The sequence below is a fragment of the Brevundimonas sp. TWP3-1-2b1 genome, assembly GCF_049896165.1.
GTDB classification, from domain to species: domain Bacteria; phylum Pseudomonadota; class Alphaproteobacteria; order Caulobacterales; family Caulobacteraceae; genus Brevundimonas; species Brevundimonas subvibrioides_B.
This window is the reverse complement of sequence record NZ_JAFCTT010000004.1, coordinates 128,042-140,118: the sequence shown is the minus strand read 5'-3', so window position 1 is coordinate 140,118 and position 12,077 is coordinate 128,042. Positions and strand designations below refer to the sequence as shown.

Genomic DNA, 12,077 nt, shown 5'->3' with positions numbered 1-12,077 from the left:
CAGGCCTTTTCAAGGTCATCATGGCGTCAGGTCCCGCTGAAGACCACGACATTGCCATGAGTGGAGGGCGCGAACGTGCCGAAGTGCGTGACCTCGACTGACACCCCCTTGCTCGCCCGCTCGAACACGATTTCCGCGAGCAGATCCAGGCAGCGGCGCGTCACTTCCGGCGGGAGATAATGCGGCTCTGCATTCGCGATCTCATCGATCAGTTGCTCGGTCGTCATGGCGGGCGGGGCAAGTGGCTGGTTGGGTTTCATAGGGCTCACCTACCACGTCACCGCGGCCCGCGCAAGCCAGTTCGGCCGTAACTATCTGAAAACGTTGCTAATGTTGAAAATAGCGCTTGACAGCTCGAGGGCTGCGGAGGCTCTCATCCGGTTAGAGCCGGGCATGGCAATTCTGAGTTGGGTTCTTAGGGGTTGGCGGATCGGGCCGAGGATCTACGCCACGTGTTGGGTGTCGGCGCATGTCACGTTTCTTGCCCTGCCTCGGGCCGCCAAGTACTATCCCTGAGGTCGCCAATCGGCGGCCGAACCGCCCGCAAATTGCTGGGCTCAACCTCTCCAGAAAAGAGAATCTACATGTCCGCTTTCGAAGCGGTCGTGGGCCCCGTCGACCGCCTGCGCGGTAAGACGCTCCCCGACCAACTGCACCTGAACGCCATCGTCCTGCTGAAGCCGCCCGGTGCCGACGGCATCGACTACCAGGAAGCAGACGTCATCTCGGATGGCGTTACGCCCGTATCCTTCACGGTCGATAACAGCCGCCTCATGAGCCTGTCCCCGGTCAGCATCACCATGAAGACGGGCAGCTGGGCTCGGGCTTTCATGGTGCTTCTGGACGAGGCTGGCGAGCCGTACGCCTTCGGAGCGCTCCGCTCCGCCGACGGCGCTCCGGTTTGCGGCATCCTTGAAGCCGGCAAGAACAAGATCACGGTCCGAAACCACCCGCGCGCCTGATCGACCGCACTGGCCGACTGGGTTTTACCAGTCGGCCAGCGGTCGCAGTCTTCCGCCTCGTCCTCCTCGACCCGTTACTGTGTCGAGCATTTCGGACCCGCCGCTCCGAGTCCTTGCGCGACAATTATTTGAAAAGCTGGTGCGGCCATAACCAACGCCCTCATTGCTACCTATCCGGCTGCTTCCGTGCGTGACGTGATGCAGACGTCCACGCCTTCGGAGCTGGAATAGGTCTTTTCGGATATCAGTCGGATGACCTGGCGGTCGTCGACGAACGCTATCCCCTTGCAACCATCCAAAACACCCTTCGCGACGTTGTCCACGTCTGGCGTCTTTGCCGGCAGGATGGCGCCGCCGATCATTGCGTTGGCTCTCGTCTTGCTGGTTGATGCACAGGGCCTGAGCCGGATGAGCACATGAACGTCGACCGGTCCCGTCAGCGGGGAGGCGCCTTCCATCGCCGCCCGGGCGGCCCGGCCAATAGCGTCTTCAAACTCCGTGGTGGGCGCGGGGGTGTAGAACCGCCTTGTCGCATGGCGGCCTGAGTAACGTGCTCGTCCCTTCGCGCGAGGGCGAACGGCAGCGGTGAAAACTATCGGGTGGGGTTCCGGCGCGGGCAAGGCGACCTCCTCTATTAGAAGGCCATCCAGCTACACCTCATTTCGAATTGAGCAAGAGCGCTTGTAAAAATAAGTTAACCATGAAACTCTATTATAATCAACGGAGGCCTGTCATGTTCCGTCTCAGTCTCAAGCCCTATTTCACTGAGACGAATCGTGACTTTTACCTGCCCGCTCCGGATTCTCCGGAGCGGGACAACAAGTTTAATTGGTCAGGCTCGTCCTGATCTCGACGTTATCAATGATCATCTGCTCGACTTCTTCGCGATCCAGGTAGCGCTTGGCGAACTGGATCGCTTGGCGGCGGGCGAGGCCAGCACCGAGAACGGTCTTCTTCTTCTTCGGTGCCTGCGAACCGAAATCACCTTCCCCCACGTTGAAGTCGCCGAAGTCTTCGTCGCTGCCGCCTTCGGCACGGTTCAAATTCTTCAGGGCCCGCATGGCGGCCTTCGAGTCGCGGATGAAGTACTTTTCCATGATCCGATTAACGCTTGCGTGAGTATGACCGGTCAGAGCGGCGATATCATAAGGGTGTGTTTCAGCGATGACTTGCCGGACCACAAAGGTGTGACGGAGAGTGTACAAGATGAGCCACCGCCCGTCCCTCTGATCGACTTCAGCGCGAATCTTGTCGAACACGTAGGTCAGTTCGTCGGATGTGTACGCTGTGCCAGTTTTCGGGTTCTCGAAAACGTAATCCGAACCGGCAACCCTCACGGCATCGATGGCTTTGGCGTTTGCGAGCTTCAGCTTCCCGTTGACGATCACCCCGCCCTTGCTTTGGCGAATCCGGATGTAGCCGTTCGAGTAATCAACTCCATAACGGAGCCGCCGCGCATCGCCAGGCCGCTGACCAGTCTCGTACATAAACTGGATGATACCGCCGACCGCCGGGTGACCGAACCCGGCCGAAGCAGCGATGTAAGTTTTGACGTCATCGCGCGTCCAGATCTCCCGAACAGGTGCCGGCGGGTTGGGGACCTTGATGGTCAGCGCCGGGTTATCCTCGCGCCATTTCACCCAAACGGCCGTCTGCATGAGGAGACTTAGGGCGTTCTTGACCTGACACTTTAGCGCGGGGCGATCGTCAAATAGTTGCAGGAACTCGACAAGCTCGTCGCGCCCGATCGTTGCGAATGACGGCTGGCCATTGGCATCAGCCCATTGAGCGATGACTTCGATCATTCGATTGACCCGCTCCTTTGATGAGTCCCGCAGGATCGAGTATCTGCGGCTCAACCGGTCTTCGACGCGATAAAGTTCAGCCAATGAACGGACGCTGCGGTCACCGTTTGCCCCAGTCAACTCCGCACGTTTCCTCCAGAGTTCGAGCTGATTGTCGTACTGCGCGACCGATCGTTCGATTTTTGCACGGAAGGTGGGGGATGCGAGCCTGCCCATGACCTTTCCGGTTGCAGGCAGAGGGCGTTCCTCGTGCCAGTGTGGAGGACGCCCCTCTGCAGGCACACGGTAGACGAGGCGATCCAGACCATCTTCCGTCTTGTATGCGAAGACGAAGTCACCCAGGCGGGAAGTGGCCGGGGTGTAGGCTTGGAATTCTTCTGATGGAGCTTGCATGTACTTTGATACTTGTAAACAGGAGCATTGATCTCCTTATTTGAGTCGGCTCGACTGCCGATAAGTTCTATACAGAAGGATTTCTCATTCCCGATCAATCTCTATTTTAATATTTACCTTAACGGATACTTAGCCTGATAACAACTTGCAGGCACAGCCCGTAACATAGAAGAAGATTCTAGGAGGCGGTGAATCCGGCACGATTTCTCCTGAATCGGGGGATTTTCACTAAAAACGGGTAGATAATACCCGGCCACCATCGTTTGCGGGCGTCGACGGCACCCCGGTTCACTCAGATTTGGGCTGCGACAGCCGCACTCCAGGGCCTAGGCTCGCGTTAGCATCAAGAAATATAACCCCCGCGTCCTCGAGTATTCGTACCATAAGAAGAGCGTTCGCAGAGTTCACGGGCGCCATGCCGTCGACCGACTCGGCCCTGTTGATTGTGCCCTGTGCCAAGCCGGATCGGGCTGCGAGCGATGCCACCGTGATTTTGACGAGCGCGCGAGCGGCGCGCAACTGGGCACCGGTAGGATGACCTGTCGGATGGTTTCGAGCGATCATAATAATTAAACTTGATTTAAAAACATTACTTTGCAATTCTAGGTCGGGATCAACCAGGATAACCTACATGTCTCCCGTCCGTAAATCTATCAGCTGCCCCATCCACGGCGAGCCGCGCCACCGCTCGACATGCAAAGAGTGCAACGCTGCCTATATGCGCGGTTACTTGCGTCGACGGACCCGCGAACGCCCATCCGACGCTATCTGGGAACGCGCGCGCCGCCGCGCGATGCGCCTGGGCGTGCATTTTAACCTTCCGAAAGGGTCAGTCTCGGTGCCGGAGTGGTGCCCAGTCCTCGGCATTCCAGTGGCCGTCGGCCCAAAGCGCTCTGCCAACTCGCCGTCCTTGGACCGGATCGTTCCATCAAAAGGATACATCCCAACGAACGTGCGCGTTATCAGCGACAAGGCGAACCGGCTGAAGGGAGATTGCTCTCTGAAGGAGCTGCAGCGTCGTGCGGCCGAGAGTGGCCCGCGCCAAGTTGAGTATGGCAAAACGGCGGCGTATCTGGACCGTGAGCTCCTCCTTCAGGAAGTCAAAGCCAAGGCGGTGACGGGCGGGCGGGCTGGCGCTGAATGGAAAAAGGTCGCCGACTTTCTCGACCGGGCGTTTGCCAAGGGCCCCGTGGATTAACATCCTTCTTGTCGATATCTGTCAGGCCGAGGCCTCACGCCTGATGCAGGCCCCCGTCGTCCGACTCAGGCGCTTGCCATCGCACCAGCCGTACGCTGCGTCGTTGACCTCATTTGCGCATAAGCGACATTCTCGGAAGTGGGTGTTCCGGAGGGCACCAGAAGCTCCATGAGCAGATACACGTTGCGGTGTTCGAAGCTGAAACCACTGGAATTTGATCTAGCCGGACGGCCAGTAAAGGCAGACAGGCGCGCGATCCCGCTCCCCGGCGCTCGAGCCATCCTCAGTCGTGTGTCGCGAGCACGACTGGGTCGCCTCGATCACGGCGAGGTCCGACAGCGGTTCGACGGATGGCCGACCCCGCAGGTCTCCGGTGCCGCTCAGGACGATCCAGAGACCCGCTCCACCGAAGAGAATGACGGCCGCGGCGATCAGCCGCCTTAATGCATGCCGATCGCGACCTCTCACGGGTCCGGCGTGTCTCGGGTATGGGTGTTCGCGATGCGGCGTGCTTGGGAGCCTAGAGCACTTTGCGACCTGATTGAATCTCCGGGGATTCCCAAGGGAGCCGGGTTCTGATTCAACATTCCTGCTGGAGGCGGAGGCCAGCATGAATGAGCAAGGCGCTTTCGGTGGATCTGCGGGATCGTGTGATCGCCGCGATTGATAGCGGGATGTCGTGCCGTCAGGCGGCGGCGCGGTTCGGGGTCAGCGCGGCGAGCGCAATCCGCTGGCGCTCGCGGGTCCGCAGACAGGGCGACGTGCGGCCGGGGCCTCTGGGCGGGGATCGTCGCTCTGGGCGGATCGAAGGCCATGCCGACCTGATCCTGAGCCTGGTCGAGCGCAAGAGCGACATCACCTTGGCCGAGCTTCGGGCGGCGCTGGCGGAGCAGGGCGTGGCGACCAGCCTGTCGAGCCTGTGGCGGTTCTTCGTGCGCCGCCGGATCACGCTCAAAAAAAGTCGGCGCACGCGGACGAGCAGAGCCGTCCCGACGTCCTGATCCGGAGACAAGCATGGTTCGACAGCCAGCTCGACCTCGATCCCAAACGGCTCGTCTTCATCGATGAGACTGGAGCCTCCACCAAGATGGCCCGCCGCCACGGGCGTGCGCCGCGCGGCCAGAGGCTGAGGTGCAGCGTGCCCCACGGTCACTGGAAGACCACCACCTTCGTCGGCGCCCTGCGGCTGAGCGGCATGACCGCCCCGATGGTGATCGACGGCCCGATGAACGGGGCCTGGTTCCTGGCCTATGTCCACCAGATGCTGGCCCCGACCCTGAAGCCCGGCGACGTCGTGATCATGGACAACCTCGCCGCCCAGAAGAGCACGCCCATCAGGGATGCGATCGAGGCCGTCGGCGCACGGCTGCTGTTCCTGCCGCCCTACAGCCCCGACCTCAATCCGATCGAGAACGCCTTCGCCAAGCTCAAGGCGATGCTGAGAAAGGCCGCCGCCAGATCCATCGACCAGCTCTGGGACGCCATCGCCCGGATCATCCAGACCTACTCGCCGCTGGAATGCGCAAACTACTTCGCCGCCGCAGGCTACGATGCAGACTGATCGGAAAATGCTCTAGGCTCAGGACCCATTGATGTGATGCGCTCGATCTGATTCAGGCTCTGCGGGGAGTCTGGATATGAGCGACCTTTATTGGCTGACGGACGAGCAGATGGAGCGGCTCAGGCCGCACTTTCCGAAGAGCCACGGCAGGCCGAGGGTGGATGATCGTCGGGTACTGAGCGGGATCATCTTCGTGAATCGCAACGGGCTGCGCTGGCGTGACGCGCCGCCGGTCTATGGCCCACACAAGACGTTGTACAATCGCTGGAAGCGATGGAGCGAGACCGGCGTCTTCATCAGGATGATGCAGCGGCTGTCTGGCGCCCAGTCCGAACGGCGCACCGTCATGATCGACGCGACCTATCTCAAAGCGCACCGCACGGTTTCGAGCCTGGGGGTTAAAAAAGGGGGTCTTGGGCGGCTGATTGGACGCACCAAGGGCGGCATGAACACCAAGCTTTTTGCCGTGACTGATGCGAACGGACGCCCGATCAGCCTGTTCATGACAGCAGGCCGTGTCAGCGATTACATCGGTGCCGCAGCCTTGCTGGACAGCCTGCCCAGGGCGCAATGGCTGCTGGGCGACCGGAGCTATGACGCGGACTGGTTCAGGGAGGCCTTGCAGGCCAAGGGCATCACGCCCTGCATCCCCGGTCGGAAATCCCGGACCGAGCCTATCCGTTACGACAAGCGCCGGTACAAAAGTCGAAATCGCATAGAAATCATGTTCGGCAGGCTCAAAGACTGGCGGCGCGTCGCCACCCGCTACGATCGATGCCCGACCGTCTTCCTGTCCGCCATCGCCCTCGCAACGACCGTGCTCTTCTGGCTATGAGTCCTGAGCCTAGCAAATCTCGATACCCAGCAGGCCCTAACGCAATGCGCCGCGGAGACGTTGGAAGGACCATTGCTGGGCGTCGTAAGCATCCCTGACCACGTCAGCCATCGAAAAGAATTCGTGCGTCGCGCCTTCCCAATTTCTTCGCTCTACGCTGACGCCCGCCGCCTCCAGCGCGGTCTCCAGCGTCGCTCCGTCGTCGCGCAGAGGATCAATGTCTGCGTTGACGATGATTACTGGCGGGAGGCCTCGCAGATCGGCTGCGACAAGATTGAAGCGTGGGTCCTGAGCGAAGTCCGCGGAGGGAAGGGCGTAGCGGCCAAACCAGTCCAGCGTGGTCGTGCGCAGCGGCAGGCTCATTGTGTTCTCGACCTTGGAACGGAGGGTCGTGCTTGCGTTAGCGATGGGGTAGACGGCGAGAATTGCCTTGGGCTGCGTCCAGCCGTTGTCGCGCGCGGCGATGGCTACGTTCATTGCCAGATTGCCGCCCGCGCTTTCGCCAGCCACTGCCATATTCATGGGGTCGCCGCCCCATGACGCTGCGTTGGCCATAACCCACCGCCACGCCGCGTTGGCGTCGTCGTGCGCCGCCGGGACCCTCATCTCTGGCCCCTTGCGATACTCGACCGACACAACGATGGCGTTCATGTTTCGGGCCATGGAGCGTGGGGTGGCGTCGTAGACGTCGAGGTCCGCAATGACCCAACCGCCGCCGTGGTAGTAGACGACGACCGGCAGGTTGGTGCCGACGGCACCGGCCGGCCTGTAAATCCTTACCGGCTGCGACCCCGCGCCAGCCGGGTAGGTGAGGTTCTGCACCGAAACCGTAGGATCGGGCGCAGTCGACATGCCGCGCATTTCCTTGACCCGACGCACCGCGTCAGCTGGCGTGGGCTGGGTGCGCGCCTGGGCCACGGACAGGGTTTCGATTGGTCGAGCCCCAAGGGCGGCGTGTGCATCGAGCACGGCTTGCATATCTGCGTCCGGACGTCCGCTCATGCCCATCGAGGCACTTGCGACCGAGCCGCCACCCATCATCCCGTCCATTCCTGCGCACGCAGCCAGTGTAGCCGCGAGCGCGACGGATGCCGTCAAGGCGGCGATGCGGTTCGTCTTCATGTTACTGTCCTGTTTAACCCCGGCGCAAGCAGAGCGAAGAGAGATCAGCGTTGTTCCAAATGGCTAAGGTTGAGCTATGATCGCAGCCGCAAGTCCGACGTCCTCAGCATCGTTGCCCAAATGACCGATTGGCCGACGACAAAGGTCCGCTATGGGTCGAGGCTGTGTAAAAACTCTGGCAGGACTTTCAGTTGGCTGCATAATCCTCCGGCAGAGACTTTTCGGAGCATCACGGAGGCCAAAACCGGCGGCGTCAATCGTCCAGCTTCGCAAAACGGGCCGACGGCCAGGAGTTTTTACACAGCCTCGGTCGGGATCGGTCTTGACCAGCGAGCCGGAAAGTGGACCCCCCGGACAAGCCAAAAGCGGACGCGCTGAAAGTCGGCGAGGGGTGGTTAACGAACTCCTTTCGTCCCTTCCGCAAGAGCAATGTTTCGATGTTCGCCTGACGACCGGGATCATTTGAAACAGTGCGGTGTTTCCACGGCGAGGGCTTCGAGCCCCGGGGAAATCCCTTTTGATGCAAAAGAACCTGATCCGGTTGGTTTACAGGAGCGACTCCTGTATTTCTCATGACGACGTGTCAGGTCTGGACGCAATATTCAACGCGTCGATCCGCAACAACAAGCGTAACCGAATCTCCGGCGCACTTGCTCTACCTGATGGAAAGTTCGTCCAGGTTGTCGAGGGAGACAGGGGTGAGGTGGACCTGCTCATGAAACGCGTCCGGGCCGACAGCCGTCATGAGAACATTACCATTCTAGGGGAAAGATTAATTCAGGCCCGGCTTTTCAAAAAATGGAGCATGGCCCGCCCTGATCCTACTCCGCTAAGCCGACAGTCGTTCCGGATCATCACCGAGAATGGAAGCGGGGCGCAAGTCACGGCGATCCTATTGGACCTGATGAGCAGGGCTGAACACCGGTTTGTCGCAGGGCAAATTTATTGACCTTCTCGACTGGTGCGTCGTGCGCCGCCTGAAAGACCAATCCGTGAAAAGCCCCGAGCTTGCTTAGAGTCTGACTCATAATGTTTCTGAACATGTTCAGGGGTTTGCGAGTCGTCGGGTCATGAGCTGAACCGAGGCCATGAGTAGCCAGGTGGTTGAGCTGTCGATGGTTTTTTCGAAGTCCTTGGCCAGGCGTCGGTTTCGACCGAGCCAGGCGAATGTGCGCTCCACGACCCAGCGTCGCGGTAGCAGCACGAACCCCTTGGCGGTGTCGGATCGCCTGATGACCTCGATCGTCCAGTCGCCGTGGCTCTTGAGCGCTGTCCGGAGTTTGTCGCCGGCATAGCCGCCGTCGGCGAAGACGTGGCGCAGCCACGGGAAGCCGGAGCGGATCGAGGTCAGGACGTCAGGCGCGCCGTCGCGGTTTTGGATGTCGGCCGTATGGACCCGCGCGGCCACCAGCAGACCGCTGGTATCGGTCAGGATGTGACGCTTCCTGCGTCGGCGGATCTTCTTGCCCGCGTCATAGCCCGTTGGGCCGCCGCTTTCCGTGGTCTTGACGCTCTGGCTGTCGATCACCCCGGCGCTGGGCGAGGCCTCGCGCCCAACAGCCTCGCGGCACTCCATCAGCAGCAGGTGATTGATCGTGCTCCACACCCCGGTGTCGCGCCAGGCGTAGAAATACCCCTGCACCGTCGTCATCGGAGGAAAGTCCCCCGGCAGCATCCGCCAGGGCTGACCGCTGCGCAGAATATACAGCAGCGCGTTAGTGATCGTCCGCAACGACCATTTCGCCGGACGCCCCAGACGAGACCGCGCCGGCAGCAACGGCTCCAGCACCACCCATTCCGCATCCGTCAGATCGCTTGAATAGCGCAGCCCCTTTCGGGCATGCTTACGCCGGGTGATCTCAGTCCACATGTCGATATCCGTTGATGGCTCGCACCTTCAACAGAATCACAAACGACTGATTTCACCCAACTTCATTTCCGGTCAGCCTCTTAGGCATGGCGCTGCGGGTCCCCCGACATCAAACAGCCAATGGCTGATCCTTTCGAATAGGGTGTCGGCCTCCTTCACCCGTCCCCGCATCTGCAGGACCGCGTGGAGTGCGCCCTCTAAACACTCCTCGTGCAACCTTGCGCCAGCAGCTAAGAGTTGGCACCCGTAGGTCTGGCCCTCATCCCGCAATGGATCGGCAGAACAGGTCACTAAAAGAATAGGTTCCCCAATCGACGGTGCTAGCTGCAGCAAAGGCGAGGCTTCAGGGTTTAGCCGATCCGCACTTCTGTTGAGGTAGACGTCGATTTGGCGTTCCAAATCGACTTGCTCGATGATCCGTCCATTCTCGGTCTGGCGAGAGTGATAAGGGGCGTCCTGGCGGAGGTCGACATTCGGAAATAGCAGGATTTGGCCTGCCAAGGGGATCTGGGCGTCCCGGGCCCTTACCGCGAGCGCGGTTGCCAGGGTCCCGCCGATGCTGTCGCCTGAAACGACCAAGCGATCGGCGTCGAGAGCCCATTCTCTTCCATGCTTTACAAGCCAACGCAGAGCGACCTCGCTGTCGTCCAACTGCGCCGGGAACGGAGCCTCAGGAGCCAAACGGTAGTCGGGGGCTGCAACCGCCCACCCGGTCGTCTTCGCTAAGGCCCTTAGAGCTGCGTCATGCGCGTCGAGAGAACCTGCAATTCCGCCGCCGCCGCGGATGTGAAGGAGCACCGGCAAATAACCGGGCGACGGGCGGTAGATCCGGATGGGAAGAGGCCCATTTGGACTGTCCGCAAAGACATGGCGAACCTCATGCAGGCGTTCCGCAACGCCGCTGAAGCGCGCGAGTGCTGCCGTTTGACTGCGAAAACTGGCGAGCCAAACTTCGTCCGCGGCTGACGCGTCCGCGGCCGGCTTCCAACCAGCCAAGTCATCAAGGACACCCTGTGCCGATGGGGAAATGAGGGATGGGGTCTTGCTTGCCATGGATGACCAAGTCAGGCGAGCGTTCGCGGTTCCCAGGAACTCCGGGCGCTCCGGCGGTTTCTCTTGCCTCTCCCGAAAATATTGAGGCCTGCTATGAAGCTGAACATCCAGGGCAAGATTGCCCTCGTCACCGGTGCAGACAGCGGGATCGGAAAAGAGACCGCACGACTTCTTCTTGAAGAAGGTGTGCGGGTGGCGATCAGTGACAAGCCACATGGCGACCTGGCGCAAACGCTGAAAGAACTGAGCGCGCTTGGTGAGATCATCGCCGTCGAGGCGGATGTGATCAAGATCGACGACGTGAAAGCGCTCCACGTGCAGGTCCGCGAGCGGCTAGGTGCCCCGGACATTCTGGTCAACGCTGCTGGCGTAACCGGAGCGACGGGCGACTTTCTTCAGGTGGACGATGAAGGCTGGCTCGACACGCTAAACATCAATCTGATGGGAGCCGTGCGCAACGCCCGCGAAGCCATTCCCGCGATGCGCGAGAAGAAATGGGGTCGTATCGTGCTCATTGGGTCCGAGGACGGCGTCCAGCCTTATGTAGACGAGCTAGCCTACTGTGCGTCGAAAGCCGCCATCATCAACTTCGCCAAGGGTCTGTCCAAGGCTTACGGCTGCGACAACGTTTTGGTAAACACCGTCTCCCCCGCCTTCATCGCCACACCCATGACCGACAAGATGATGCAGAAGCGCGCGGACGAAAAGGATATGACTTTCGAAGAGGCGGTCGACACCTTCCTTGAGGAGGAGCGTCCCGGAATGGTTTTGAAGCGACGCGGTAAACCCGAAGAGGTCGCCGCGATGATTGTCTTCCTCTGCTCAGAGCGGGCCAGTTTCATAAACGGCGCAAACATGCGCGTCGATTCCGGGTCGGTGATGACCACCTGACCGACGGACGTCATGCGCTGTTATGTGCTTTCGATCCGATGCCGGATGTCCATCAGACTGTGCCCACGGAGGGGCATCGGCGCTTTGCGTCGCGCGCATACACGCGCTGTCGGTGCCCCAACGCGAGTGTGTTGTCCTTACTCATTGGTCTCCGCTAGACCCGCCTCAGGAGCGGCGGCAGCCCCGGGTGTCACAGGAGCTAACTCGGCGGCCTGAGATTTCGGCGGACCGGCGTCTACGATACCCCCGTTTTCGATCTCATTGATCGAAACGATCCCTTCGTCATCCTCCGCCAAGGCGATGGCTGCGTCTCCGGCTTGGACGTCCGTGGGCGACTGCACTCTAACTTCGCGGGTGACGCCCTCGGAGGATTCAAGGGTCACGGAA

Annotated in this window: 12 protein-coding genes; 6 read left to right on the top strand and 6 right to left on the bottom strand. The window is 60.6% G+C overall.

Annotated elements, in window-relative coordinates; genetic code table 11:
- Positions 1–26: 26 nt before the first annotated feature.
- Positions 27–260, bottom strand: coding sequence for an HU family DNA-binding protein (locus tag ACP7AB_RS05525; RefSeq protein WP_425989154.1), 234 nt, complete (start codon positions 258–260; stop codon positions 27–29).
- A gap of 324 nt (positions 261–584) precedes the next feature.
- Here ACP7AB_RS05525 and ACP7AB_RS05520 point away from each other — a divergent pair, with 324 nt between their 5' ends.
- The gene (locus ACP7AB_RS05520; RefSeq protein ID WP_425989156.1) at positions 585–962 is read left to right on the top strand and encodes a hypothetical protein; all 378 of its coding nucleotides are present in this window, start codon (positions 585–587) and stop codon (positions 960–962) included.
- A 170-nt stretch (positions 963–1,132) separates the two neighbouring features.
- Here ACP7AB_RS05520 and ACP7AB_RS05515 read toward each other — a convergent pair whose 3' ends face one another.
- Complete coding sequence (locus ACP7AB_RS05515; protein ID WP_425989157.1) at positions 1,133–1,582, bottom strand: RusA family crossover junction endodeoxyribonuclease; 450 nt, start codon at positions 1,580–1,582, stop codon at positions 1,133–1,135.
- Positions 1,583–1,786: 204 nt separating this feature from the next.
- Positions 1,787–3,160 carry a tyrosine-type recombinase/integrase gene (locus tag ACP7AB_RS05510; RefSeq protein ID WP_425989159.1) on the bottom strand — a complete coding sequence of 458 codons (1,374 nt, stop codon included), beginning with the start codon at positions 3,158–3,160 and terminating at the stop codon, positions 1,787–1,789.
- Between the two features lie 631 nt (positions 3,161–3,791).
- Here ACP7AB_RS05510 and ACP7AB_RS05505 point away from each other — a divergent pair.
- The 3 genes from ACP7AB_RS05505 (at position 3,792) to ACP7AB_RS05495 (ending at position 6,754) form a co-directional block, all read left to right on the top strand.
- Positions 3,792–4,358 carry a hypothetical protein gene (locus tag ACP7AB_RS05505; RefSeq protein WP_425989161.1) on the top strand — a complete coding sequence of 189 codons (567 nt, stop codon included), beginning with the start codon at positions 3,792–3,794 and terminating at the stop codon, positions 4,356–4,358.
- A gap of 614 nt (positions 4,359–4,972) precedes the next feature.
- Positions 4,973–5,919, top strand: a protein-coding gene (locus tag ACP7AB_RS05500; RefSeq protein ID WP_425989164.1) for an IS630 family transposase whose coding sequence is annotated in 2 segments (ribosomal slippage) — positions 4,973–5,309 and positions 5,309–5,919 — 948 coding nt in all. Because the reading frame shifts where the segments join, the coding sequence is not laid out codon by codon here.
- 76 nt (positions 5,920–5,995) lie between these two features.
- Entirely contained in the window at positions 5,996–6,754 is a 759-nt protein-coding gene (locus ACP7AB_RS05495) for an IS5 family transposase (RefSeq protein ID WP_425989166.1), read from the top strand.
- Between the two features lie 36 nt (positions 6,755–6,790).
- Here the strand turns inward: ACP7AB_RS05495 and ACP7AB_RS05490 are convergent, their stop codons facing one another.
- Positions 6,791–7,876: an alpha/beta hydrolase gene (locus tag ACP7AB_RS05490; protein ID WP_425989168.1), complete on the bottom strand. Its 1,086-nt coding sequence runs from the start codon at positions 7,874–7,876 to the stop codon at positions 6,791–6,793.
- 520 nt (positions 7,877–8,396) lie between these two features.
- Between ACP7AB_RS05490 and ACP7AB_RS05485 the strand changes: the two genes are divergently transcribed.
- Positions 8,397–8,825, top strand: a complete 429-nt coding sequence (locus tag ACP7AB_RS05485; protein ID WP_425989170.1) for a BLUF domain-containing protein — start codon at positions 8,397–8,399, stop codon at positions 8,823–8,825.
- 96 nt (positions 8,826–8,921) lie between these two features.
- Here ACP7AB_RS05485 and ACP7AB_RS05480 read toward each other — a convergent pair whose 3' ends face one another.
- On the bottom strand, positions 8,922–9,746 hold the full coding sequence (locus tag ACP7AB_RS05480) for an IS5 family transposase (RefSeq protein WP_425989172.1): 825 nt from the start codon (positions 9,744–9,746) through the stop codon (positions 8,922–8,924).
- A 72-nt stretch (positions 9,747–9,818) separates the two neighbouring features.
- Positions 9,819–10,799, bottom strand: a complete 981-nt coding sequence (locus ACP7AB_RS05475; protein WP_425989175.1) for an alpha/beta hydrolase — start codon at positions 10,797–10,799, stop codon at positions 9,819–9,821.
- Positions 10,800–10,892: 93 nt separating this feature from the next.
- On the opposite strand from ACP7AB_RS05475, the gene ACP7AB_RS05470 reads away from it, so the two are divergent.
- On the top strand, positions 10,893–11,690 hold the full coding sequence (locus tag ACP7AB_RS05470; protein ID WP_425989177.1) for an SDR family NAD(P)-dependent oxidoreductase: 798 nt from the start codon (positions 10,893–10,895) through the stop codon (positions 11,688–11,690).
- The last annotated feature ends 387 nt before the right edge of the window (positions 11,691–12,077 follow it).